Raw genomic sequence first — 22,816 nt, forward strand, 5'->3', positions numbered from 1 at the left:
CCGGTCAGTCGCGCGCAGCCGGTCCGTCGGGTCCGTCAGTCGCGCGCGGCGCTGTCCGTCGAGGCGTCCGCCGCGTGCGTCACCCGCTGCTTCGCCGCCTGGATCGTGTCCTTCGCCACTGGCGGCACACCCCGCCGGATCCCGCGCAGGCCGACGACGAACAGGATCGCGGTCACGATCGCGAACACGACGAACGTGATCCCGGTCGCCGCCCACAGCGGCAGCGCCAGGGCGAGCAGCGCCACCGCGAAGCCCGCCAGCGCGACCAGGGTCGTCACGGCGAACGCGACGGCCACCCCGGTGAGCACCAGCCCGGTCTTCGCACCGCTCGCGCGCTCGCCGATCTCGCGCCGAGCCGAGGCGACCTCGTCACGCACGGCGCGCAGCACCGGCTCGAGGGCCTTCTGCACGAGACCGGCGGTCACCGTGTCGCGGAACGACGGCCGTCCGGGAGCGGTGGTGTCGTCGTGGTCGGTGCTGCTCATGGGGGTCTCCTGTCCGGGCGCGGCGGTGCGCGTCCCCTGACGGGACGCGGCTGGTCCGATGATCGTCACGCTGGCTCGCGTGCGCCCGGTGCGTTCCCAGGTTGTGCAACGGACGGGAGGCCCGCCCCGCGTCGACGACGCCGGACGGGCCTCCCGGGTGGTCGGGCCCACGGCCCTACTCGCTGACCTCCTCGAGGTCGTCGATCCCACGTGCGGCGGCCGCTGCGCGGCGGGCGCGCATCGACGGCGCGGCGAGTGCGGCGAGCACGGCCACGACCGCCACACCGGTGCACGCCCAGAACCCGATCGTGAAGGCGTCGTCCGTCGGCAGCCCCTGCGGCGTGCTGTGCGAGGTGATCAGCGCTGCGATGACGGCGGTGCCGACGCTCGAGCCGATGGTGCGGACGACCGTGTTGGCGCTGATGGCCTCACCGGTCTGGTTCGCGGGGACGCTCTCGATGATCGCGTTCGAGCAGGCGGCGAGGGCCATGCCGATCCCGATGCCGGTCAGGACGCCGGAGGCCACCACCTGCCACAGCTCGGCGTGTGCGATCGCCGGCAGCAGGAACGCGGCGACGATGGCGAACCCGCCGATGAGCATCGGCGGCTTCGGGCCGACCTTGCGCACCAGGATGCCCGCGATGGGCCCGGCGACGACCATCATCACGACGGTCGGCAGCAGGAAGAGACCGGCCTGGGTGACGTCCTTGCCGAAGCCGTAGCCGAGCGCCGTCGGGAGCTGCAGGAGCGTCGGCACGAGGACGAAGGTGCCGAACATCGCGAACCCGAAGACGAGTGCGACGACGTGGGCGGTCCAGACCCCGCGGACCGCGAAGAGCCGGACGTCGATGAGCGGCTCGGCGACCCGGAGCTCGACGAGGACGAACACGACCAGTGCGACGGCGCCGAGGACCAGCAGGCCGATGGTCTTGCCGTCGCCCCAGCCCCAGGTCTCGCCCTCGCTGACGGCGAGCAGGATCGCGACGAGCGACACCGCGAGGACGAACGTGCCGGCCATGTCCAGGCGGCCGGGCTTGCGCACGGGCGACTCCGGCATGCCGAAGACCGCGCCGAGCAGTGCGATGACGACGAGCACGGCGGGGAGCCAGAACAGCCAGTGCCAGGACAGGTGCTCGACGATGGGGCCGGCGGCGACGATGCCGACACCGGCACCGATGCCGAAGATCGCGGACAGCAGGCCGATCGTGACGCTGACCTTCTCCTTCGGCAGCTCGTCACGCACGATGCCGATCGACAGCGGCATCACGGCTCCGGCGGCACCCTGCAGCGCCCGCCCGACGATCAGGACGCCGAGGTTCGGCGCGAGGGCGGCGAGCACGGCGCCGACGAGCAGGATCGACAGCACGACGATCAGGACCTTGCGCTTGCCGATCATGTCGCCCAGGCGACCGAGGATCGGCGTGAGCACCGAGGCGGAGAGCAGGTAGGCGGTGAGCACCCAGCTCGTCGCACTGGTGGAGGCGCCGAGGTCCTGCCCGATGGTCGACAGTGCCGGGGCGACCAGCGACTGCAGGACCGCGAAGGACAGGCCGCCGAGTGACAGGTAGACGATGATCGCCGTGCTGTTCGGCCGGCGTCCGTCGGTGGTGGGGTGCGAGCCGGTCCGTGGGCTCTGCAGGGTGTCGGTCATCGTGCTCCGTGTCGTCGTGGTCGTCGATGTAAACAATTGCTGACATGACGAGCGTACGCGTTCGGGAGGGCATGTCAACGTTTGCTTACATCCCTGTGAGGACCGATAGGCTGCGCTCCATGAGCAAGGACGCCGCGGCCACCCGACTGCTGCTCGTGCAGGCCGCCCGGCGTCGGTTCGCCTTCGACGGGTACCGCGGGACGACGGTGCGGGACATCGCCGGGGACGCCGGGGTGAACGTCGCCCTGATCAACCGGTACTTCGGCTCGAAGGAGGGGCTCTTCCGCGCCTGCCTCGACCGCGTCGTCCGCGCACTGGGCGCCGAGGAGACGAGCGAGCGGGGCCTCGAACGGGCGCTGACCGGCATCATCACGCACATCGTGCGCGCCCCGAACGACGACGACTCCCTGCAGCTCATGCTCCTGCTCCGGTCCTCCGGCGACGACGGCGCCGATGCCATCCGCCGTGAGACGCTGCGCCGGTACGCCGAACGGCTCGCGGGCGCGGTCGGCGGCGCGGGGTCCGAGGAGCTGCTCGTCCGCGCCGAGATCGCGCTGGCGGTGGTGCTCGGGATGTCGATGCTCCGTCAGTCCACCGCGGTGGAACCGCTGGCATCCGCTGAGGACGTCGTCGTGTCGGCCGCGCTCGAGGACGCCCTCCGCGCCCTGCTCGCACCGCCGCGGTAGCGTCGAGCCGTGTCCGACCGTCCCGCACGTCGCCCCGACCCCGTTCCGCGCCTCGACGAGGTCGACGAGCGCATCCTCTGGACCCTGTCGGCCGACGCCCGGATCCCGAACAACCGGCTCGCGGCCGCCGTCGGCATCGCGCCGTCGACCTGCCTGGCACGGGTCCGTGCGCTCGAGGACGCCGGGGTGATCCGCGGCTACCGGGCCGAGGTGGACGTCGCCCGGCTCGGGTTCTCGATCGAGGCGATGGTGTCCGTCCGGGTGCACGCCGCGGCCCGCCACGAACTGCGGGACTTCGCCAAGCGCCTGCTCCGGGTGCCCGTCGTGCAGGACGTGTCGTTCCTGGCGGGGGACAAGGACTTCCTCGTGCACATCGCGTGCGAGTCGACCGAGCAGCTCCGGGACTTCGTCGCCGACGAACTCAGCGGCGACCCCTCGGTGGCGACGACGCAGACGAACATCGTGTTCGAACGCCTCGTCGCCGACCGGGCGACCCAGGGCCGCTCGTTCGACGAGCTGCGGCGCTGGCGGGCCTGACGCGCGGAACCCCGGGTCAGCGCTTCCGGGTCATCGGGATGTGCGGGATGCGGTCCTCCAGGTACTCGTCCCCCGAGCGCACGAAGCCGAAGCGGCCGTACCACTGCTCAAGGTGCGACTGCGCGCCGAGGGCGATGCTCGGCGAGCGGGACTCGGCGATCGCGGCCTCCATGAGCTGCGCGGCGAGTCCCTGGCCGCGGGTGTGCTTCGCGGTGGCGACCCGGCCGATGCGTTCGGTGCCGTCGGGCTCGCGGAGCAGGCGGAGCGTCGCGTCCACCGAACCGTTGCCGGCCCAGAACTGCACGGTGCCCGGCTCGAGGTCACGGCCGTCGATGTCGCCGTACGCGGCCTCCTGCTCGACGACGAAGACGTCCTGGCGGAGCCGCAGGATCTCGTGCAGCGTGACGATGTCCAGGTTGCGGGTCGGAGCGTTGAAGATCGAGACCACGGACGGCCCTTCCTGAGAATTTCTTCCGAAACAGGGTGTGTTCCGGACCGGATCGGCGTACATTGCCGGTCAACCACTCTACGTGCGCAGCCGAGATCAGGAGGTGAGCGCATGGACCACCCGTTGCGCGCACCCTGGCGCGCCGCACTCCGCATCGTCCTGCTGGGCGTCGGGACCCTCGCCGCCCTCGTGCTGCTGTCCCTGTTGCTCGGCGCACGACCGGCCTCCGCCGCGACGACCTCGGCCACACCGACCGAGCAGCGCGGACTCGTCGGCAGCGTCGTCGACGGCATCGGTGGCACCGCGCAGGGCGTCGCCGGCGAGGTCGGCAAGGTCGTCGGCGGCGTGACCGATCCCGTCCGCAAGGCCGTGGCACCGGCACCTGCTGCACCGGCACCTGCTGCGCCCGCTCCGGTCGCGACCACCCCGGCTGCCGAGCCCTCCACGACCGCCCCCGCGGCCGGCCCGGCCACGCGCCCGGTGCGACAGGTCGTCGACCAGGTGACCAGCGCCTCCCGGCCGGTCACCGACACCGTCGCGAACGTCCTGCGCCCCGTCACCGGCACCGTGGAACGCGTCACCGACGCGCGCCCCGTGACCGCGGTCGTCGACACCGTCGACGACGTGGTCGGCAGCGTCCCGGTGGTCGGCACGGTCCTCGGCGACGACACCCTCGGCACCGTCACCGGCCCGGTCACGGGCCTGGTCGACGACACGCTCGGCTCGGTCGGCACGACCGTGGGCGCCGTCCCCGACGTGGTCGAGGGCGTCGTCCCCTCCGTCGGCGGCACCCTGCCAGGAGGCACGAGCCCCGTCGTCGACGTCCCCGCGCTCCCGGTGGGCGGCGGCTCGAACCCGTCCGCCGGGCCAGTCCCGTCGGTACCGGTCGCGAACGCACCCGTCCGGCCCGGAACCGTCCCCACTCAGGGGGCCTCGGCTCCCGCACGCGCCGTCGCCGCCGATGCCGTGGGCCACCGCTCAGCCGGGCTCCGCCCGTCGGCGCCGATCGCCGCGGCCGCGACGACGGCCACGGTCGGCCCGTTCGTCGCAGCCGTCGAGGCGCAGGACGCGACCCTCGGCGGGCACGCGCTGCTCGTCCCCGCGGACGGCGAGGGCCACGGGCTCCCGTTCGACGGAGCTGACGCCGGCGTGCTCGGTGGCAGCGCCTCCTCGGCCTCCGGCGGCGCAGCAGCCGTCGGCATCGTCGGCTCGACCGACGACATCGTCTCCCTCGCCGCGGGGTCTCGCGGCACGCTCTCCGACGACGCGGTCCCCGCATCCGTCGTCGGCGAGCACGACGTCGCCCCTGACTGAGATCGGTGCGCCTGTCCGCCACGGCAGGCACGCACACATCCCGGCTGCGTCCGCGGTCGGTGACGATCTCGATCAGGGAGTACGACCATGAACAAGTACGTCTCCAGAGGGCTCTGGTTCGCCCTCTTCGTCGGCGGGCTCACGCTCTGCGGCACGGCTGCGGCGAACGCAGCCACGACATCCGGTGCCGAAGGCACCGTCTCGGGCACCCAGGTGGCCCCTTCCGTGGACGCCCCGGTGTCCCTCGGCGGCAACGCCGTCGCCGTGCTCGGTGACGCAGTGTCGACGGCGACCGGGTCCACGCCCGCCGCTCCGGCTCCGGCCACGACCGCTCCTGCCCCCAGCACCTCGGGTGAGGACGGCACGCTCTCGGGCACCCAGGTGGTGCCGGACGTCGCGGCACCGGTGACGGTCGGCGGCAACGCGGTGGCCGTCGCCGGTGACGCGGTCTCGGCCGCCGTACCCGCGGCAGCTCCGACGCCTGCAGCCCCGGCTCCGGCTCCGACGCCTGCTGCTCCGGCTCCGGCTCCGGCGCCTGCCGCTCCTGCGGTTCCCGCTCCGAGCACCTCGGGCGAGGACGGCACCGGTTCCGGCACCCAGGTCGCCCCGACCGTGACCGTCCCCGTGACGGTGTCCGGCAACGGGATCGGCGTCCTCGGTGACGGCACCTCGACGTCGACCGCCCCGGCGGCGACCGCCCCGGTGCCGGCTGCCGAAGCCCCCTCGGCGCCCACCACCTCGGGCACCGACGGACTGCTCTCCGGCACCCAGGTGACCGGTCTGGTCGACGTCCCGGTCACGATCGGTGGCAACGGCATCGGCGTCCTCGGTGACGGGAGCGCGACGGGCACGGCGCCCGCCGCGGGCACGGGTACCGGTACTGCTCCGGCGGCCGGTGGTTCGACCTCGGGTTCGGACGGCACAGCCTCGGGCACGCAGGTGTCCCCGGTCGTGGACGTCCCGGTGACGATCGGTGGCAACGGCATCGGCGTCCTCGGTGACGGGAGCGCGACGGGCACGGCGCCCGCCGCGGGCACGGGTACCGGTACCGCTCCGGCGGCCGGTGGTTCGACCTCGGGTTCGGACGGCACGGCTTCGGGCACGCAGGTGTCCCCGGTCGTGGACGTCCCGGTGACGATCGGTGGCAACGGCATCGGCGTCCTCGGTGACGGGACGAGCACCGGCGGCACGACGGCTCCGGCCACCGGCACCACGACCCCGACGACCGGCGGTTCGACCTCCGGCGACGGCGGCCTGCTCTCCGGCACCCAGGTCACCCCGGTGATCAACCTGCCGATCACCATCGGCGGCAACGGGATCGGCATCGTCGGTGACGGCACCAGCACCACCCCGGGCACGGGCACCGGTACCGACCCCGGTACCGACCCGGGCACGGACCCCGGTACGGACCCCGGTACCAACCCGGGCACGGACCCCGGCACGGACCCCGGCACGGACCCCGGTACGGACCCGGGCACGGACCCCGGTACCGTCCCCACCGACGGGACGGGCACCGGCACCGGCACCACGCCCGGCACGGCGACCACCCCGGTGGACGTGGTCGGCGTCGTCGAGCCGACCCGGGCCTCCACGGCGGGTGTGGTGACCACCACGACCGCTGCCACCAGCGGGGTCCGGACGAGCGCCGAGACCGTCGCGGCAGCCGCCGCGGCCGGTGACGGCCAGCCGGAGCTCGCGTACACGGGAGCCGGCTCGCCGGTCCTGCCCGTCGGGTTCGCGCTCCTGCTGCTCCTCGCCGGAACGGGCACGCTCGTGCTCCGTCGCCGGCACTGACCGACAGGTCGACGAGGGACGCCGCACCCGCGGCGCCCCTCGTCGTCACGCCGCCCGGGGAAGCACGCGTGTGCATGTCGCGACGGAACGCGGGTCGATCGACGCGTGCTTCGTCGGAAGATGCCCACGCATCGGATGTGCGTGCACGGTTCGGCAGGACACCAGTCGATCGACGAGTGCTCTGTCGGAACATGCCGGTGCACCTGATGCGCGCAAAGCGCCGACGGTGCGACGCCCCGTGACGGCCGGGGGAGCAGAACGACGCAGCCGTCAGCGGCCTGGGGTATCGTTCCGACTACGCAAGCGCTCCGGGGTCGGTGTAATTCCGAGCCGGTGGTGACAGTCCACGAACTGATGACGGGTGCGAACCCGACAGAGGTTGACCCGGTGGGATTCCGGGACCGACGGTGAAAGTCCGGATGGGAGGCGCGCTGGGCGGACAGGACGACCCCACGACCCGTGGTGTGTGACCCGTCCGTCGATGCCGACGATCGTCGAACGCCCCCGGAGTCCCGTTGAGAGGACACCAGTGTTCACCGGCATCATCGAGGAACTCGGCACCGTCACCGCCGTCGAGCAGCAGGGCGACTCCGTCGCGCTCACCGTCCACGGCCCCGTCGTCGTGCAGGACGCCCGGCACGGCGACTCGATCGCGACGAGCGGTGTCTGCCTGACCGTCGTCGAGCAGACCCCCGAGACCTTCACCGCCTTCGTCATGAAGCAGACCCTCGACATGAGCGCCCACGGCGCGCTCCGGGTGGGGGACCGCCTGAACCTCGAACGTGCCGCCTCGGTGGGCGACCGCCTCGGCGGGCACATCGTGCAGGGCCACATCGACGGCACCGCCACCGTGCTCGAGACGGCCGACGGTGACGGCTGGCGGCGCGTGCGGTTCTCGCTCGCGCCGGCGCTCAGCCCGCTCGTGGTCGACAAGGGCTCGATCGCGCTCGACGGCGTGTCGCTCACGGTCAGCGCGGTCTCGCCAGAGGGCACCGCGCCCGACGCGGCCTGGTTCGAGGTGAGCCTGATCCCCGAGACGCTCGAGGCGACGACGCTGGGACTCCGCGTGCCGGGTGACCGGGTCAACGTCGAGACCGACGTCCTGGCACGGCACGTCCGCCGCATGCTGCGGCTCGACGCCGCGGCGCAGTCGCTCGAGACCGTCGGATCGGAGGCCCGGTGATGGTCGCCGAGGTCGGTGCCGTCCCGCAGGCACTCGGGTTGTCGAGCATCGAGACCGCGGTCGCGTCGGTCGCGGCCGGCCGCCCCGTGATCGTCGTCGACGACGAGGACCGTGAGAACGAGGGCGACGTCATCCTGTCCGCCGAGCTCGCCTCGCCGGAGTGGATCGCCTGGACCGTCGCGCACTCGTCGGGGTTCATCTGCGCGCCGGTCAGCACCGAGATCGCCGACGCCCTCGACCTGCCGCCGATGGTGGCGCACAACGAGGACGTCCGCGGCACGGCCTACACGGTCACGGTCGACGCGGCCGTCGGCGTGACCACGGGCATCAGCGCCCACGACCGCGCCCGCACGCTGCGGGTCCTCGCCGACCCGACCTCGGTGCGTGACGACCTGCACCGACCCGGACACGTGGTGCCCCTGCGTGCACGACCGGGCGGGGTCCGCGAGCGCGCCGGGCACACCGAAGCAGCGATCGAGCTCGTCACCGCGGCCGGTCTCCGGCCCGCTGCGGCGATCTGCGAGATCGTCGACGAGGACGGCAGCATGATGCGGCTGCCGGCACTCGTCGCACTCGGGGCACGCGAGGGCGTGCCCGTCATCACCATCGCCGCGCTCGCCGAGTGGCTGGACGCGGCAGACCGGGCGGCGGCAGCGACCGCAGCGCCCACGGAAGGAACGACACGATGAGCGGAGCAGGCGCGGCGGACCGCGACCAGGTCGACGGCACCGGGATCCGGGTGGCCATCATCGCCGGACAGTGGCACGACACCATCGCCGCGGGCCTGCTGGCCGGGGCGGAGCGTGAGGTCGAGCGCCTCGGGGCGACGGCCGACGTGATCCCCGTCCCCGGCAGCTTCGAGCTCCCCGTGGTCGCGAAGACCGCGCTCGAGGCCGGTTTCGACGCGGTGGTCGCGCTCGGCGTCATCATCCGCGGCGGCACCCCGCACTTCGAGTACGTGTCGGGCGCGGCGACGAGTGGCCTGACGCAGGTCGCGATCGACACCGGCAAGCCCGTCGGGTTCGGTGTGCTCACGCTGGACGACGAGCAGCAGGGGCTCGACCGCGCCGGGCTGCCCGACTCCAAGGAGGACAAGGGTGCCGAGGCCGCGCACGCGGCGATCAGCACCGCGGTGACGCTGCGGTCCCTGCGCGTCCTGGTCTGAGCCGCCGGACGCCCCACGCAGAACGGCCCCGCACCGGTGAGGTGCGGGGCCGTTCTGTCTGCACGGACCGGCGAGCGGCTGTGCTCGCTGGCCAGTAGCTGTGCTTGCTGCCTAACGCTTGCCGAACACGTGGATCGGCAGGAAGAAGGAGAGGCTCATCAGGAGCACGCCGGCCATGAAGACGAAGGCCTGGCCCGACTCGACCTGGAAGGCGAACCCGAACAGGTACATCGACACCAGCAGCAGCAGGATCGAGAAAACAGCGGCGATGACGCGGCCCACGGGATACCTCCGGGTGTCGACGAGTGGATCGTTCCCCAGTCTATCCCCAGCCGGGGGTGTGCCGGTTCACGCTCCCGGTCGCGTCGCGATCAGACGGTCGACGACGGTGAGCAGGGTCTCCATGTCGACGCTGCCCCGCTTCGGTCGCACCTCGCTCGCGGCACCGAGTGAGGCCTGGTGGTACAGCCCGTCGCCGAGGAGCTTGACGGCCTGCGCGGTCGGCTCGTCACCGAGGGCGTCGACGAGGGTCGCGAGCCAGGCGTTCTCGGTGTCGTCGAGGGTGCGTCCGGCCTCTTCGTAGCCGGCCTGCTGCAGGCGGCTCGCGGCGAGCAGGGCGAGGTCCAGCTCGCTGCCGACGAACAGGCAGTTGCGGACGAAGTAGCGCGCGGCGCCGTCCTCGGCCTCCTGCATGCGCTCGACGTCGATCGCGGACAGGTCCGACAGCCGTTCGCAGAGCCCCTCGACCAGGGCGGCCTTGGAGCCGAAGTGGTAGAGCAGGCCGCCCTTCGAGACACCGGCGCGCGCGGCGACGGCGTCGAGCGTGGCGGGACGCTCGCCTTCCTCGCACACGATGGCGACGAAGCTGTCGAGGACACGGTCGCGGGCACTGGCCATGCCGAGAGTCTAGGAGCAGTTCCGGGGGGCGGGGACGCCAGCTCCTCCGTGGTCGCCGTGAACGCTCACGAACCGCCGCAGGACCATTGCTCATCCCTCCCGCACCGGCTAGCGTCGAACCGACCGTGAAGGTTCACGAGACGACAAGGATCCGCATGTCAGCGCAGACGGCGAACACCGCCACCACCCCGAGCTCGACCACCACCGACCGCCCCGGGTGGGCCGTCCTCGGCCCCGGCGGCATCGCCCGACGCTTCCTCTCGCAGCTGCCCGCCAGCGGGGGCGTCCTGGTCGCGGCCGGCAGTTCGTCCGCCGAGCGGGCGCAGGTCTTCGCCGACGAGGCCGCCGGGTTCGGGTTCGCCGACGTGACCGCCGGTACCTACGACGAGGTCCTCGCCGACCCGCGGGTGGACGCCGTCTACGTGTCGACCGTGCACACCGGGCACGCCCGACTCGTGCTCGCCGCACTCGAGGCCGGCAAGGCCGTCCTCTGCGAAAAGCCCCTCGCCGTCAACCACGGCACCGCGATGGCGCTCACCGACGCCGCACGCCGGTCCGGCCTGCCGCTCGTCGAGGCGTTCATGTACCGCTTCCACCCGCAGACCGCGGCGCTGCTCGACCTGGTCCGCGACGGCGTGATCGGCGACGTGACCCACGTCGACGCCTCGTTCGCCTTCCGGACGGGCGAGCGCACCGGTCGCCTGTTCGACGTCGACACCGCCGGCGGCGGGATCCTCGACGTCGGCGGGTACCCGGTGACGATGGCCGCGGCGATCGTGCAGGCCGCCACCGGGGTCGCCGTCGCCGAGCCGGCGGACCTCACCGCCACGGGCACGCTCGGGCCGACCGGGGTCGACGAGTGGACGGTCGCGCAGCTCGCCTACAAGGGCGGGATCACGGCGACGGTCCGGACCGGCGTCTTCGTGCAGGACGACAACGCCGTGTCGGTGTACGGCTCGCGCGGTCGCATCGCGCTCACCGACCCGTGGACCCTCGGCGAGGACCCCACCATCGAGATCCACACCGTCGACGAACCCCCTCGCTCGCTGTCGTTCGCGGGTGAGCACCCCTACGCCCGAGAAGCCGACGCCACCACCGACGCCCTGCGTGCCGGCGGGGTCGAAGCGGCGCGGATGACCATCGACGAGACCCTTGCCACCGCCCGCACGCTCGACAGGTGGCGCGCGGCGATCGGCCTGCGCTACCCCTTCGAGGCCGAGACCGCCGACATCCCGACGGTGTCCGGCCGACCGCTCACCGTGCAGGACGGCAACCCGATGCGCTTCGGCGAGGTGCCGGGCGTCGGCAAGCGGATGTCCCGTCTGGTGATGGGTGTCGACAACCAGCCCGACCTGGCACACGCCAGCGCGATCTTCGACCTGTTCGTCGAGCAGGGCGGCAACGTGTTCGACACCGGGTACATCTACGGCGGCGGTGTGCTCGAGGGCCGGCTCGGCAGGTGGATCCAGAACCGGGGGATCCGCGAGGACGTGGTCGTCATCACGAAGGGCGCCCACACCCCGTACTGTGACCCGGAGTCGATCACCCGGCAGCTGCTCGAGAGCCTCGAGCGCCAGGGCACCGACTACGCGGACATCTACATGATGCACCGCGACAACCCCGACATCCCGGTGGGGGAGTTCGTCGACGTGCTCGACGAGCACCGCCGAGCCGGGCGCATCCGCGTGTACGGCGGCTCGAACTGGACCCCCGCACGGTTCGACGAGGCGAACGCCTACGCACGGGCCAACGGCAAGCACGGGTTCGAGGTGCTCAGCAACCACTTCGGTCTCGCCGAGGCGTACGACGTGCCGTGGGACGGCTGCGAACACGCGACCGATGCGGCATCGAAGGCCTGGCTCGAGGAACGCCAGGTCCCGCTGCTGCCGTGGTCGTCGCAGGCCCGCGGGTTCTTCACCGGCCGCGCGACGCCCGAGGACACCAGCGACGCCGAACTCGTCCGCTGCTACTACTCGGACGACAACTTCGAGCGGCTCCGGCGTGCGCGCGAACTCGGCGAGCAGTTCGGCGTCCCCGCGACGGCGATCGCGCTGGCGTACGTGCTCAACCAGCCGTTCCCGACGTTCCCGCTCTTCGGACCCCGTACGATCGCGGAGGCCCGGTCGTCCATGACCGGCCTCTCCGTCGACCTCTCCCCGGAACAGGTGGCATGGCTGGACCTCCGCGCCTGACCCCGGGCGGCCGCGCGACGATCATCGACGTCGCCGCGGCCGCCGGGGTGTCCCGGCAGACCGTCACCCGCGCGATGAACGGCATGTCCGGCATCAGCGCGGTGACCAAGGACCGCGTGCTCCAGGCCGCGGCTGCGCTCGACTACCGTCCGTCACGGTTCGGCCGCGGGCTCGTCACGGGTGGCGACCACCAGCTCGGGCTCGTCGTCAACGACCTGCGGAACCCCTACGCACCGGCACTCGCATCCGCGGTGCTCGGCCTGGCCGCCGCCCGCGGGTGGAACGTCATGCTCGCTGACGTCGGGCTCGCGAGTGACTCGGACCGGATGGTCGAGTCCCTCGGCGCCCAGACCGACGTCGTGATCGGCTACCTCGGGTCCCGAGCGCCGGAGTGGATCGAACGGCTCGGCTCGGTCCCGGTCGTCGAGCTCGACCCCTCGGGGCCGGTGATCCGCGCCGCGGTCCGGATCGACCCGACCGCCGCGATCGAGGACCTCGCCGACCACCTCGTCGACGTCGGGGTGAAGCACCCCGTCGTGCTCGACGCCGCCGCCGACGGTGTGCCGAGCCAGCGCGGGGCGCACATGGTCGCGGCACTCCGGCGTCGCGGGTACCTGCCAGACCTCGTCATCGCGTCCGCGCCCACCGCCGAGGCCGGCGCCGGACAGACCGAGCGGATCCTCGCCGAGCACCGCCGGGTGGACGCGGTCCTGGCGTTCAACGACGTGCTGGCCCTCGGCGTGCTGTCGGCCTGCCGTCGTGCCGGCGTCGACGTCCCCGGTGACGTCCGCGTGGTCGGCGTCGACGGCCTGCCGCTCGGGACGCTCGTCGCGCCGACGCTCACCACGCTGGCCGTCGACCTCGACGAGGTCGCCGGCCAGGCCCTCGACCTGGCGCTCGGCATGCTGGCGGGCGAGCTGCCGCGCTCGGGCGCAGCCGTCGAGCGCACGGTGCGACACCGGTTGCTGCTCCGCGAATCGGCGTAGGCCCGACGACGCGACCAGCGGATCGACGCAAGGCCCGTGGCGGGATCGACACGGGCCTCCCGGCCTTCAGTTGCATTTGCAACCAAAACCGTCCGGACGGTACACTAACGGAGTCCTGACGGGGCGCGTGTCCATCCCGCGTCCCGTCTCGTCTGCCCCATGTACCACCCGCCGTCGACCTGGTCCGGCTCGAAGTCCCAGGAGTCCGCCGTGTCCGCACTGCTCACCAGTCCCGTCGCCACCCGCGTCACCGGGAGCCGCGCCCGACGGTTCCTGGCGCTCGCCGTGCTCATGCTGCCGGTCCTGCTCATCTCGGTCGACAACACCATCCTGAGCTTCGCGCTGCCGTCGATCAGCCGCGCGCTGAACCCGGACGCCACCACGCAGCTCTGGATCGTGGACGCGTACCCGCTGGTGCTCGCCGGCCTGCTCGTCGTGATGGGCAGCATCGGTGACCGCATCGGCCGACGGCGGATCCTGGTGATCGGCGCGACCGGCTTCGCCCTGTTCTCGGTGGCCGCGGCCTTCGCAACCGACGCCTGGATGCTCGTCGCGGCCCGGATCGCGATGGGCGTGTTCGGCGCGATGCTCATGCCCGCCACGCTCTCGATCATCCGCAACGTGTTCGTGGACGCGGGGGAGCGGCGGATGGCGCTCGCTGTCTGGTCGACGATGTTCGCGGCCGGCAACGCGCTCGGCCCGCTCGTCGGCGGCGCGCTGCTCGCGCACTTCCACTGGGGCAGCGTGTTCCTCGTCGCGGTGCCGATCCTCGTGCTCATGCTCGTCGGTGTGCCGTTCTGCGTGCCGGAGTCCCGCGACCCGATGCCCGGGCCGGTCGACCTGCCGAGCATGTTCCTGTCCCTCGGCGCCCTCGCACCGATCGCCTGGGCCATCAAGTCGGTCGTGCACCCCGAGGAGCGCGGCCTCGCGATCGCCATGCTCGCGGTCGGTGTCGTGTGCGGCATCGCGTTCGTCCGTCGGCAGCTGCGGTCCCGCACGCCGATGCTCGACCTGCGGCTGTTCCGCAGCACGGCCTTCACGGGCAGCGTGCTGATGAACCTGGCGGCGATGTTCTCGCTCACCGGGTTCCTGTTCTTCATCGCCCAGCACCTGCAGCTCGTGGCCGGACTCGACCCGTTCGCGTCCGGCGTCGTCCTCATCCCGGGGTCGGTCCTGACCATCGTCGCCGGGCTCGCGGTCGTGCCGATCGTGGCGCGTGTCGCTCCGCGCTGGGTCGTGTCGGTCGCGCTGCTGTTCTCGGCGGCGGCGTACGCCCTCGTCGCGGTCCTCGGACACCACGCCTCCATCGCCGCGCTGGCGTTCGCGTTCGTGCTGCTCGGCATCGGGATCGGGGCGTCCGAGACCGTGACGAACGACCTCATCATCTCGACGGCTCCGGCGGACAAGGCGGGTGCGGCGTCGGCGATGTCGGAGACGGCGTACGAGATCGGCGCCGTGCTCGGTACCGCGGTGCTCGGGACGATCCTGGCGACGACCTACCGGGCGCACGTCGTGGTGCCCGACGGGTTGTCCTCGGCCGCGCACGTCGCGGCGCAGGAGACCCTCGGCGGCGCGGTCGCCGCGGCGGGGCAGCTCGGCGGCAGCGCCGGGCAGGTGCTGCTCGAGTCCGCACGGGCGGCCTTCGACTCCGGCGTGACGATCACGGCGGGCGTCGCCGCGGTGCTCATGGTGGTGGCGGCCGCGGGTGCGCTCGTCATGCTCAAGCGCCGCTGAGCGGTTGAGCGGGCGCACTGCGGGCGCGAGCTGCGCTTCGTGAGCAGGAATGGTCGGGTCGCCGTGCGTGACCCGACCATTCCTGCTCACGAAGTGCCGCCACGGCGCGCCCGCCGCGCCCGAACCTGTGAATCGTTGACCTCAACCAGGGTTCAGGTCATACGTTGGGTGGCAGCCGCCGAGTGACGGCAGCCCCTCCCGAAGGAACGACCACGATCACCATGCCCGACGAAGCACCGGCAACCATCGCCGACGCGTACAAGTCCGCCTTCCGCGGGCACCCTGCCGGCGTCGCCGTCATCACGGCCGAAGGCCCGGACGGACCGACCGGCCTCACCGCCTCGAGCGTCGCGAGCGTGGCTGTCGACCCGCCCGTGCTGGTCTTCTCGCTCTCGACGAACTCCGGCTCGGCCGGGGTCGTGCTCGGTGCGCCGCTGTTCGTCGTGCACCTGGTCGACTCCCTCGGGGTCGCACTCGCCAAGCGCTTCGCCTCGACCGGCAGCCCGGCCGCCGATGACCCGATCTGGGGCACCCTGCCGTCCGGCGACCGCTACCTGCCGAGTGCGGCGAGTGCACTCCGCTGCCGACCGCTGTCGACGACACCCATCGGCAGCTCGACCGTCGTCGTGGCCGAGGTGCTCGACATCATCGTCGGCGCCGACCGCGGCGAGCCGCTGGTCTACCACAACCGGGAATTCCACTCCCTCACCGATCGTTCCCGGCTCTCGTGAGCCGCGGAGCCGCGTCCACAACCCACTGATCGAAAGGACCTCACATGGCTGAGTACACCCTGCCGGAACTGCCGTACGACTACGCCGCGCTCGAGCCGCACATCAGCGGCAAGATCATGCAGCTGCACCACGACAAGCACCACCAGGCCTACGTGACCGGTGCCAACACCGCGCTGCAGCAGCTCGGTGAGGCCCGCGAGTCCGGCAACTTCGGTGCGATCAACAAGCTCGAGAAGGACCTCGCGTTCCACCTCGGTGGCCACGTGAACCACTCGATCTTCTGGACCAACCTCGGCCCGGACACGAAGGTCCCCGAGGGCGAGCTCGCCGCGGCGATCGACGAGTTCTTCGGTTCGTTCGAGAAGTTCCAGGCGCAGTTCGCCGCCGTCGCGAACGGCATCCAGGGCTCCGGCTGGTCCGTGCTGGCCTGGGACACCGTGGGCCAGAAGCTCACCACGTTCCAGCTCTTCGACCAGCAGGGCAACATCCCGTTCGGTCTCGTCCCGATCTTCATGCTCGACATGTGGGAGCACGCCTTCTACCTCGACTACCTGAACGTCAAGGCGGACTACGTCAAGGCCGTCTGGAACATCGTCGACTGGGAGAACGTCGCCGCTCGTTTCGAGAACGCGAAGTCGCAGCGGTTCGTCACGCTCTGATCAGCGTCGGCGGGTCACCACGGTGACCACCTGACGAACGGGAGGCACGGTGCCAGCTGGCACCGTGCCTCCCGTTCGTGGCCGGGTGCCGTTCCGGACCGAACGCCGTCACCGGGTTCGCGACCGGTCCTCGGTCTCGGTCGCGGTCGCGCTCAGCGCGCGGTCGGTGCCGGTCGTGCTCGAAGCCAGGTCGTGGGCGATGCGCCGCAGTGCGGCGTCGGCCTCGGTGTGCGCGCGGTCGACGAGCGCGCTCCACTGGGCTCCGCGGGCGGCCATCACCGTGTTCTGGGCCGCACCTTCGGCGAGGACGGGGTCGGCGCCGTGCGCCCGGCACCACGCCCGGATGGCCGCCACGTGGCAGCGGTGCGCGCGGCGCTGGCGGTCGCGCCCGTCGAGGGACTCGACCGACCCGAGTTCGAAGGTGAGTCGCGCGGCCAACGCGCGGTGCGGATCGTCGAGCCCGCCGAAGGCCGCGACCAGGTGATCGGCGAGGGCGTCCGCGTCGGCGCCGGGGTCGAGCGTCGCCACCGGCCGTGAGGCCGCCAGGTGTTCGACGACGGAGTCGATCAGGGCTTCGCGCGAGCCGAAGTGGTAGACGACCGGGTAGGCGCTCGTCCCGAGCACGCGGCCGAGGCCCCGGACCGTGACGTCCTCGATCTTGGTCTCGACGAAGTGGTCGACGACCTTCTCGAGGATCGCGGGTTTGCGGGTGGGGTCGGGCTTCCTGGGCATGGCATCTCCGTCGTCGGGGCGTGGTCGCGCGACCGCCCACATACTAGCAGCCGGTATATCACGGGCACCATGGGCCGTCGTGTGTGATCTCTCCGCAAACCCTCCGTTTTCACCGATAGAAACGGAGAAAAACTCGGCTACCGGTACACTGTTGCGGATGTCCATGCCGTACGAGGGCGCTCCGCCGCCGTCCCGGCCCGAGGGGACCCGCGCCGGACGGGTGGTCACGGGCCGCCGTCGTGGCGCCGGAAAACGCTTCCTGGTCGTCGGCGACGTCCTGGACGGTGTCCTCGTGCACACCACCGCACACCGGATCGGGGTGCACGACCCCGCCGCGGAGATCCGCCACCGACCGACCGGCGCCGGTGGCAACACGGCCACCTGGCTCGGCTGGCTCGGGGCCGAGGTCGACGTCGTCGCCCGGGTGGGGGTCGACGACGTGTACCGCCACGAGCGCGCGCTCGAGGACGCCGGGGTCCGTGCCCACCTCCGTTACGACGCGATGACGTCCACCGGGGTCGTCGTCTCGGTCCGCAACGACCACGGTCGCACCGCGATGTCCGACCCCGCCGCGAGCGGGAAGATCAGCGCCGCCGACGTCCCGCCGTCGGTGGTCGCCCGCGCCGACATCGTGCACCTGACCGGGGCCGCCATGCTCGGCGGCGGGGCCGATCGGCTCGCTGACCTGGTGGCGTGCGCCCGGACGGGGCCGGCGCGCGTGGCGGTGGACCCCTCGTCGGTGGCGGTGATCGAGACGGTCGGCGCCGACCGGTTCCTCCAGGCCCTGCGGGGCGTCGACGTGCTCTTCCCCGACCAGCACGAGGCGCTCGCCCTCGCCGGGGGCGACGACCTCGACACCGCGGTGCGGCGGCTGACGGAGCACGTCCCACTGGTCGTCGTCACGGCCGGCGCCGACGGCGCGCTCATCGGACGCCGGGGCCGCAGCGTCCACCGGGTCCCCGCGACACCGGCGACCGTCGTCGACACCATCGGGGCCGGGGACGCGTTCGTCGCCGGGTTCGTCCGTGCGTGGGCGACGGATCCGGTCCGCGTCGGTGCGGCAGCCCGCGAGGGCACCCGGGTCGCCGCGCGGGCACTCGGCTTCGTGGGCGGTCGACCGCCGGTCTGAGCCGACGGGTTCTCGGTCGGCACTCCCGGGTCGGCGCTCCGTCGGGTCAGCGCTCGGTCAGCGCTCCGACGGTTCGGCGACGACGTTCAGGGTTTGGACACGCCCCGCGGCGGCGGGCGCGAGCCGGATCTCGACGCGCAGTCGTCCGCAGGTGCCGGGGAGCCACCAGCGCAGGTGCGACGGCGCCGCCGAGTACTCGGACACCGGTGCTGCACCGAGGTCGGCGCCGACGTCCGCGACGGCCTGTGCCACCGCCCGCCGTCGGCGGTCGTAGGGCACGTCCATGGCCACGTTCGGCGTGCAGATCGTGTCCGCCAGGTCGTCGCGCCAGTCGGCCAGGAGGCGCGTCACGGCGGCCTGGGCGACGCGCGTCGCGCGGGTGGTCGCCGCCACCCCGCTGGTCGCTCCGGCCACGTCGGTGCCGGCTTCCGATGGGCTGGGTGTCCGAGCCGTCAGCGCCGCGTCGAGCACGAGGTCGTGCGCCTGCTGCGCGGCCGCGGACACCTTGGCCTGCGTCGCGTTCTCGAACGCGACGACCCCGAGGCCGTCGCGCACGGACCACCGCATGTGCGCGGAGAAGCCCGGGTAACCGCCGGAGTGCGAGACGAGCTCGCCGAAGCGGTCGTCCTGCTCGACGAACAGTCCGAAGCCGTAGGCCGTCGCGCGAGCCGAACCCGGGACGACGGACGACGGGACGACCCGCATCGCCTGCTGCATGAGCCGGCGGTCGGCGGGGGAGACCGGGCCGGGTTCCGGCGCTGCGGAGAACGCCGAACCGAGGTGGGTCGCCCAGCGCGCCAGGTCGCGGACGGTCGAGAAGAGCCCGCCGATCGACGAGAACGCGCCGGGGCCCGTCATCGGCAGGGGTTCCCAACCACCCTGGTGGCCTCGGGCACCGGTGACGACGAACCCGGTGGAGTCGTCGGCGCTGAACACCGTGTCGGTGAGCCCGAGGGGACGGAGGACGGTCTCGCCGGCGGCCGCGGTGAAGGGCTGCCCCGTCACGACGGCGACGACCCGGCCGAGCAGCGCGTAGCCGAGGTTCGAGTAGGCGAAGCGGGTGCCGGGCAGCGAGTCGAACAGCAGGCCGCCGCGCAGGACCTCGTCCAGCTCGGCGTCCGAGATCGACTCCTGCCGGTCGGCCCAGGGATCGTCGGTGGGGAACCCCGCCGACATCGTCAGCAGCATCCGCACCGTGGGGACGGGGGAGTCCGGGGTCGGCAGGGTGACGGCGCCGAACGCCGGCACGAAGTCGGTGATGGGCGCGTCGAGGTCGAGCGCACCCCGTGCGACGAGGGTCAGCAGGGTCGCGGCGGTGACGCTCTTGGTGCAGGAGGCGATGCGGTAGACGGTGTCGGCGTCCGGCCGTCGGCCGTCCCCGCGGTCGCCGTGCCCACCGGACGCGACGAGCCCGGAGCGGTCGAACACGCCCCACACGCTGCTCGGTGCGATGCCCTGTTCGACACGAGCGCGGAACACCTCGTCGACCTGGTCGACGACGGCGGCGACCGCGGGGTGCGACCCGGTCACGAGCGCCGCATCCGTTCGTAGGCGTCGAGCGCCCGCTGCCGCGACGCCTTCAGGTCCACCATCGGCTCGGGCCGGAGCTCGTCCGCGGGGACCCAGCGGTGGACGTACTCGCGGTGCGGGTCGAAGCGCTCGAGTTGCCGGTCGGGGTTGAAGACCCGGAAGTAGGGGGCGGCGTCGAAGCCGGAGCCCGCGACCCACTGCCAGTTCGCCGCGTTGTTGGCGGGGTCGGCGTCGACCAGGGTGTCCCAGAACCACTGCTCCCCGACACGCCAGTCGACGAGCAGGTTCTTCACGAGGAAGCTCCCGGCGGCCAGCCGCACCCGGTTGTGCATGGCGCCGCTGTGCCAGAGCTCGCGCATGCCCGCGTCCACCAGGTCGAAGCCGGTCAGACCCTGCCGCCAGCGGTCGAGCTCGGCCGCTTCCGGGTCGCGCCACGGGAACGCGTCGAAGTTCCGACGGACGTTGACGGTGGCGATGTCGTCGCAGTGGAAGTACTCGTTCCAGTTGAACTCCCGCCAGGCCAGCTGGCGGAGGAACGCGGCGGCGTTCTGGCGCTGCGCGGGCTCGAGCCGCTCGTGCAGGCGGTGCCACACCTGGTACGGGCTGATCTCGCCCCACCGCAGGAACGGGGAGAGGCTGCTGGTGGCTTCCATCGCGGGCTCGTCGCGCTGGTCGTAGTCCTCGAGCGCGTGCTCGACGAAGTGCTCGAGCTGCTGCCGGGCGCCCTGCTCACCCGGGGTCCAGGCGTCACGGAGCCCGCCGGCCCAGTCGGGCTTCGTCGGCAGCAGTGCCCAGTCGGCCAGAGCATCACCGGTGACGTCGGCCGCAGCCGGCAGGTCGTCGGGGTCGGGCAGGGGGTGGCGCGGTTCGGGCAGTGCCTGGACGGCGTTCCAGAACGGGGTGAAGACCTTGTACGGCTCGCCCTGCCCGGTGAGCACGGTCCACGGTTCCCAGAGCAGGTTCGCCGCGAAGCTGTGTGCCTCGACACCACGGTCGTGCAGGGCCGCCTTGATGCCGGCGTCGATGTCCCGCTCGACGGCGCCGTACCGGCGGTTCCAGTACACGGCCTCCGCCCCGGTGTCGGCGACGAGCTGGTCGATGACCGTCGCCGCGGCACCGCGCCGGAGGACCAGCCGGGAACCCCGCTCGCGCAGGTCGGCGTCGAGGGCGCTCAGGGAGTGGTGCAGCCACCAGCGGCTCGCGGCACCGATCGGACGGAGCCCGGGGGACTGCTCGTCGAGGACGACCACCACCGTGACGGCACCACCGTGGTCGATCGCCGCACGGAGTGCGGGGTTGTCCGACAGCCGCAGGTCGTCACGGAGCCAGACGATCGCGCCGGTCACACCGTCGCCGTATCCGGAGCGGCCACCGGGCGAGCCGTCGACCGCCGGCCCGGTGCGGTGCCGACCGCCAGCCGGAGCTTCGTGCAGAGTTCGGTGAGGGTGCGAAGTTCGGGGTCGGACAGTCCCGCACCGACCTGCTGCGCGATGCTCGCCGCGTGCTGCACGGCGACCTGGCGGTAGACGTCGAAGCCGTGCGGGGTCAGCGCCACGATCACGCCGCGGGCGTCGGTGGGGTCCGGCTGCTTCTCGACGATGCCGCGGGCGAGGAGTCGGTCGACCAGGCGGCTGACGCTCGGCTGGGTGAGGAGCAGGTGCCCGGTGAGGTCGCGCATCCGGCAGCGGCGTCCGGGCTGGGTCGACAGGTTGAAGCAGACGTCGTACTCGTTGAAGGAGATCTCGTCGCCGGGAAAGTCCGCGTTGAGACTCCGCATCACGGCGACCTGGGCGCGGAAGAGCGCTTCCCAGGCGGCGACGGCGGTCGCCTTCTCACTGCGGCGTGTCTCGCTCACGTTCGCGTTCCCTCCGGTCGTACGGTCTGACCACACTACCGACGGAGCCGGACAGGAGCCGGGCGACATGCACGAGGGCCGGCCGCCTGTCGGCGACCGGCCCTCTCCCTTGCACCAAGAGTTTCCTGCAATCACATTCCGCAGGCGGTGCCACAGCAAACACCGTCTGCACCACCGACTGTATAACGAAGCGGTAACGGCGCGCCAGCCTCTCCGTGGCCGGTTCGCTGCGAGTTCACCAAGAGCAGTCGATGAGGCTCAGAAGAGGTCGGGCGACGGGGTCGACGCGTACCGCACGGCGACGTCCGCGTGCCGGTCGAAGCGGTAGCCGACGCCCCGCACGGTGCGGACGATCTCCTCGAACGCGCCGAGCTTCGAGCGGAGCCGACGCACGTGCACGTCGATGGTGCGCTCGTTCGGGGTCTCGTCCTCGCCGTCCGACCAAAGGCCTTCGATGATCGCGGAGCGGTCGACGGTCTGGCCCTCGCGGAGGACCAGGAACTGCAGGAGCTCGAACTCCTTGTAGGTCAGGGGTGCTGCTTCGCCGTCGAGGGTCACGCGCTTCCGCGAGATGTCGATGACGACACCGGTCTCCTCGGGCTCGGGCTTCTCGGCCTGCTTGCGGGCGGCCACCGCGGAGCGGTCCTGCAGGGCGAGGCGGACGACGTCGACGTCACGGCCACCGGAGTGCTCGGCGGCGACGGCGACGGCCGCGTACGTCTCGGACGACGGGACGAGCTGCGCGGTGAGGGCCTTCAGCTGCTCGACCACCGCGGCCAGGGTCGTGCCGGCGGCGGCGGCCTTCGCTTCGTCGATGCCGACGTACAGGGCGAAGCCGCGGGCCTCGGTGCCCTCGGGGAGCGCGCGGTTCCGCTGCGGCGCGACCACGGGGCTCGTCGGCACGGCGGCCGGTCCGGTGGCTGCCGGGGAGGCCGGGCGCGGGCGGATCGGCGTCACGGTGCCGAGGTCGGTCGGGGCCGGTGCGGTGCGGAGCGAGGTGCGGGGCTGGGCGATGGTGAGCGACATGGTGGTTCTCCGGGCGGTGTGGCCGGTGCGCGGGTGGCGCGGCGGCCGGTGTCGAATGCGTCATCCCGGGTACGGCGGTACG

Annotated in this window: 23 protein-coding genes and 1 riboswitch; of the genes, 13 read left to right on the plus strand and 10 right to left on the minus strand. The window is 72.4% G+C overall.

Annotated elements, in window-relative coordinates; translation table 11 throughout:
- Positions 1 to 35: 35 nt before the first annotated feature.
- Together DEJ27_RS02840 and DEJ27_RS02845 are read right to left on the minus strand one after the other, a co-directional pair.
- Entirely contained in the window at positions 36 to 485 is a 450-nt protein-coding gene (locus DEJ27_RS02840) for a phage holin family protein (RefSeq protein ID WP_110862460.1), read from the minus strand.
- A gap of 175 nt (positions 486 to 660) precedes the next feature.
- Positions 661 to 2,136 carry an MFS transporter gene (locus DEJ27_RS02845; RefSeq protein ID WP_111090263.1) on the minus strand — a complete coding sequence of 492 codons (1,476 nt, stop codon included), beginning with the start codon at positions 2,134 to 2,136 and terminating at the stop codon, positions 661 to 663.
- A gap of 119 nt (positions 2,137 to 2,255) precedes the next feature.
- On the opposite strand from DEJ27_RS02845, the gene DEJ27_RS02850 reads away from it, so the two are divergent.
- Both DEJ27_RS02850 and DEJ27_RS02855 read left to right on the plus strand, forming a co-directional pair.
- A complete protein-coding gene (locus DEJ27_RS02850) occupies positions 2,256 to 2,822 on the plus strand; it encodes a TetR/AcrR family transcriptional regulator (RefSeq protein WP_111090264.1) in 567 nt (188 codons plus the stop codon).
- A 9-nt stretch (positions 2,823 to 2,831) separates the two neighbouring features.
- Positions 2,832 to 3,359, plus strand: coding sequence for an Lrp/AsnC family transcriptional regulator (locus tag DEJ27_RS02855; RefSeq protein ID WP_110862457.1), 528 nt, complete (start codon positions 2,832 to 2,834; stop codon positions 3,357 to 3,359).
- A 16-nt stretch (positions 3,360 to 3,375) separates the two neighbouring features.
- Here the strand turns inward: DEJ27_RS02855 and DEJ27_RS02860 are convergent, their stop codons facing one another.
- Positions 3,376 to 3,807, minus strand: a complete 432-nt coding sequence (locus DEJ27_RS02860) for a GNAT family N-acetyltransferase (RefSeq protein ID WP_111090265.1) — start codon at positions 3,805 to 3,807, stop codon at positions 3,376 to 3,378.
- Positions 3,808 to 3,918: 111 nt separating this feature from the next.
- Between DEJ27_RS02860 and DEJ27_RS02865 the strand changes: the two genes are divergently transcribed.
- The 5 genes from DEJ27_RS02865 (at position 3,919) to ribH (ending at position 9,263) form a co-directional block, all read left to right on the plus strand.
- Positions 3,919 to 5,121, plus strand: a complete 1,203-nt coding sequence (locus tag DEJ27_RS02865) for a hypothetical protein (protein WP_111090266.1) — start codon at positions 3,919 to 3,921, stop codon at positions 5,119 to 5,121.
- An 87-nt stretch (positions 5,122 to 5,208) separates the two neighbouring features.
- Positions 5,209 to 6,915 (plus strand): hypothetical protein, encoded by a 1,707-nt coding sequence (locus tag DEJ27_RS17665; protein ID WP_181430068.1) that lies wholly within the window; start codon positions 5,209 to 5,211, stop codon positions 6,913 to 6,915.
- 300 nt (positions 6,916 to 7,215) lie between these two features.
- Positions 7,216 to 7,350: riboswitch (FMN riboswitch) on the plus strand.
- Positions 7,351 to 7,444: 94 nt separating this feature from the next.
- Positions 7,445 to 8,098: a riboflavin synthase gene (locus tag DEJ27_RS02875; RefSeq protein WP_027466316.1), complete on the plus strand. Its 654-nt coding sequence runs from the start codon at positions 7,445 to 7,447 to the stop codon at positions 8,096 to 8,098.
- The gene (gene ribB, locus DEJ27_RS02880; protein ID WP_110861612.1) at positions 8,098 to 8,787 is read left to right on the plus strand and encodes a 3,4-dihydroxy-2-butanone-4-phosphate synthase; all 690 of its coding nucleotides are present in this window, start codon (positions 8,098 to 8,100) and stop codon (positions 8,785 to 8,787) included. The genes DEJ27_RS02875 and ribB overlap by 1 nt, the downstream gene beginning before the upstream one ends.
- Positions 8,784 to 9,263, plus strand: coding sequence for a 6,7-dimethyl-8-ribityllumazine synthase (gene ribH, locus DEJ27_RS02885; protein ID WP_110861610.1), 480 nt, complete (start codon positions 8,784 to 8,786; stop codon positions 9,261 to 9,263). Before ribB ends, ribH begins: the two co-directional genes overlap by 4 nt.
- Before the next feature lie 111 nt (positions 9,264 to 9,374).
- Here the strand turns inward: ribH and DEJ27_RS17670 are convergent, their stop codons facing one another.
- Together DEJ27_RS17670 and DEJ27_RS02890 are read right to left on the minus strand one after the other, a co-directional pair.
- Positions 9,375 to 9,545 (minus strand): hypothetical protein, encoded by a 171-nt coding sequence (locus DEJ27_RS17670; RefSeq protein WP_017888559.1) that lies wholly within the window; start codon positions 9,543 to 9,545, stop codon positions 9,375 to 9,377.
- Positions 9,546 to 9,611: 66 nt separating this feature from the next.
- Complete coding sequence (locus DEJ27_RS02890; protein ID WP_027466318.1) at positions 9,612 to 10,160, minus strand: TetR/AcrR family transcriptional regulator; 549 nt, start codon at positions 10,158 to 10,160, stop codon at positions 9,612 to 9,614.
- A gap of 155 nt (positions 10,161 to 10,315) precedes the next feature.
- Between DEJ27_RS02890 and DEJ27_RS02895 the strand changes: the two genes are divergently transcribed.
- The 5 genes from DEJ27_RS02895 to DEJ27_RS02915 all read left to right on the plus strand — a co-directional run bounded on the left by DEJ27_RS02895 (position 10,316) and on the right by DEJ27_RS02915 (position 16,462).
- Positions 10,316 to 12,352, plus strand: a complete 2,037-nt coding sequence (locus DEJ27_RS02895; protein WP_110861608.1) for an aldo/keto reductase — start codon at positions 10,316 to 10,318, stop codon at positions 12,350 to 12,352.
- Positions 12,331 to 13,338, plus strand: a complete 1,008-nt coding sequence (locus DEJ27_RS02900) for a LacI family DNA-binding transcriptional regulator (protein WP_111090267.1) — start codon at positions 12,331 to 12,333, stop codon at positions 13,336 to 13,338. The genes DEJ27_RS02895 and DEJ27_RS02900 overlap by 22 nt, the downstream gene beginning before the upstream one ends.
- A 159-nt stretch (positions 13,339 to 13,497) precedes the next feature.
- On the plus strand, positions 13,498 to 15,072 hold the full coding sequence (locus tag DEJ27_RS02905) for an MFS transporter (protein ID WP_258370286.1): 1,575 nt from the start codon (positions 13,498 to 13,500) through the stop codon (positions 15,070 to 15,072).
- Between the two features lie 221 nt (positions 15,073 to 15,293).
- The gene (locus DEJ27_RS02910; protein ID WP_027466322.1) at positions 15,294 to 15,803 is read left to right on the plus strand and encodes a flavin reductase family protein; all 510 of its coding nucleotides are present in this window, start codon (positions 15,294 to 15,296) and stop codon (positions 15,801 to 15,803) included.
- Positions 15,804 to 15,847: 44 nt separating this feature from the next.
- A complete protein-coding gene (locus DEJ27_RS02915; RefSeq protein WP_027466323.1) occupies positions 15,848 to 16,462 on the plus strand; it encodes a superoxide dismutase in 615 nt (204 codons plus the stop codon).
- Between the two features lie 108 nt (positions 16,463 to 16,570).
- On the opposite strand, the gene DEJ27_RS02920 is transcribed toward DEJ27_RS02915, so the two are convergent.
- The gene (locus DEJ27_RS02920) at positions 16,571 to 17,194 is read right to left on the minus strand and encodes a TetR/AcrR family transcriptional regulator (RefSeq protein WP_146244640.1); all 624 of its coding nucleotides are present in this window, start codon (positions 17,192 to 17,194) and stop codon (positions 16,571 to 16,573) included.
- A 157-nt stretch (positions 17,195 to 17,351) separates the two neighbouring features.
- On the opposite strand from DEJ27_RS02920, the gene DEJ27_RS02925 reads away from it, so the two are divergent.
- A complete protein-coding gene (locus tag DEJ27_RS02925) occupies positions 17,352 to 18,323 on the plus strand; it encodes a carbohydrate kinase family protein (protein WP_181430070.1) in 972 nt (323 codons plus the stop codon).
- A 57-nt stretch (positions 18,324 to 18,380) separates the two neighbouring features.
- On the opposite strand, the gene DEJ27_RS02930 is transcribed toward DEJ27_RS02925, so the two are convergent.
- From DEJ27_RS02930 to DEJ27_RS02945, 4 genes are all read right to left on the minus strand, one after another.
- On the minus strand, positions 18,381 to 19,853 hold the full coding sequence (locus DEJ27_RS02930) for a serine hydrolase (protein WP_181430072.1): 1,473 nt from the start codon (positions 19,851 to 19,853) through the stop codon (positions 18,381 to 18,383).
- Positions 19,850 to 21,199: a deoxyribodipyrimidine photo-lyase gene (locus tag DEJ27_RS02935; protein ID WP_111090271.1), complete on the minus strand. Its 1,350-nt coding sequence runs from the start codon at positions 21,197 to 21,199 to the stop codon at positions 19,850 to 19,852. Before DEJ27_RS02935 ends, DEJ27_RS02930 begins: the two co-directional genes overlap by 4 nt.
- The gene (locus DEJ27_RS02940) at positions 21,196 to 21,708 is read right to left on the minus strand and encodes a MarR family winged helix-turn-helix transcriptional regulator (RefSeq protein ID WP_181430073.1); all 513 of its coding nucleotides are present in this window, start codon (positions 21,706 to 21,708) and stop codon (positions 21,196 to 21,198) included. Before DEJ27_RS02940 ends, DEJ27_RS02935 begins: the two co-directional genes overlap by 4 nt.
- A gap of 258 nt (positions 21,709 to 21,966) precedes the next feature.
- Complete coding sequence (locus DEJ27_RS02945) at positions 21,967 to 22,734, minus strand: winged helix-turn-helix domain-containing protein (RefSeq protein ID WP_111090273.1); 768 nt, start codon at positions 22,732 to 22,734, stop codon at positions 21,967 to 21,969.
- Positions 22,735 to 22,816 lie beyond the last annotated feature (82 nt).

The organism is Curtobacterium sp. MCPF17_018, from assembly GCF_003234135.1.
In the GTDB taxonomy this organism is placed as follows: Bacteria; Actinomycetota; Actinomycetes; order Actinomycetales; family Microbacteriaceae; genus Curtobacterium; species Curtobacterium flaccumfaciens.

Coding starts and splice junctions, on each gene's coding strand:
- DEJ27_RS02840 (WP_110862460.1), bottom strand. CDS start 485: ATGAGCAGCACCGACCACGACGACACCACCGCTCCCGGACGGCCGTCG.
- DEJ27_RS02845 (WP_111090263.1), bottom strand. CDS start 2,136: ATGACCGACACCCTGCAGAGCCCACGGACCGGCTCGCACCCCACCACC.
- DEJ27_RS02850 (WP_111090264.1), top strand. CDS start 2,256: ATGAGCAAGGACGCCGCGGCCACCCGACTGCTGCTCGTGCAGGCCGCC.
- DEJ27_RS02865 (WP_111090266.1), top strand. CDS start 3,919: ATGGACCACCCGTTGCGCGCACCCTGGCGCGCCGCACTCCGCATCGTC.
- DEJ27_RS17665 (WP_181430068.1), top strand. CDS start 5,209: ATGAACAAGTACGTCTCCAGAGGGCTCTGGTTCGCCCTCTTCGTCGGC.
- ribB (WP_110861612.1), top strand. CDS start 8,098: ATGGTCGCCGAGGTCGGTGCCGTCCCGCAGGCACTCGGGTTGTCGAGC.
- ribH (WP_110861610.1), top strand. CDS start 8,784: ATGAGCGGAGCAGGCGCGGCGGACCGCGACCAGGTCGACGGCACCGGG.
- DEJ27_RS02890 (WP_027466318.1), bottom strand. CDS start 10,160: ATGGCCAGTGCCCGCGACCGTGTCCTCGACAGCTTCGTCGCCATCGTG.
- DEJ27_RS02895 (WP_110861608.1), top strand. CDS start 10,316: ATGTCAGCGCAGACGGCGAACACCGCCACCACCCCGAGCTCGACCACC.
- DEJ27_RS02900 (WP_111090267.1), top strand. CDS start 12,331: ATGGCTGGACCTCCGCGCCTGACCCCGGGCGGCCGCGCGACGATCATC.
- DEJ27_RS02905 (WP_258370286.1), top strand. CDS start 13,498: ATGTACCACCCGCCGTCGACCTGGTCCGGCTCGAAGTCCCAGGAGTCC.
- DEJ27_RS02910 (WP_027466322.1), top strand. CDS start 15,294: ATGCCCGACGAAGCACCGGCAACCATCGCCGACGCGTACAAGTCCGCC.
- DEJ27_RS02915 (WP_027466323.1), top strand. CDS start 15,848: ATGGCTGAGTACACCCTGCCGGAACTGCCGTACGACTACGCCGCGCTC.
- DEJ27_RS02920 (WP_146244640.1), bottom strand. CDS start 17,194: ATGCCCAGGAAGCCCGACCCCACCCGCAAACCCGCGATCCTCGAGAAG.
- DEJ27_RS02925 (WP_181430070.1), top strand. CDS start 17,352: ATGTCCATGCCGTACGAGGGCGCTCCGCCGCCGTCCCGGCCCGAGGGG.
- DEJ27_RS02945 (WP_111090273.1), bottom strand. CDS start 22,734: ATGTCGCTCACCATCGCCCAGCCCCGCACCTCGCTCCGCACCGCACCG.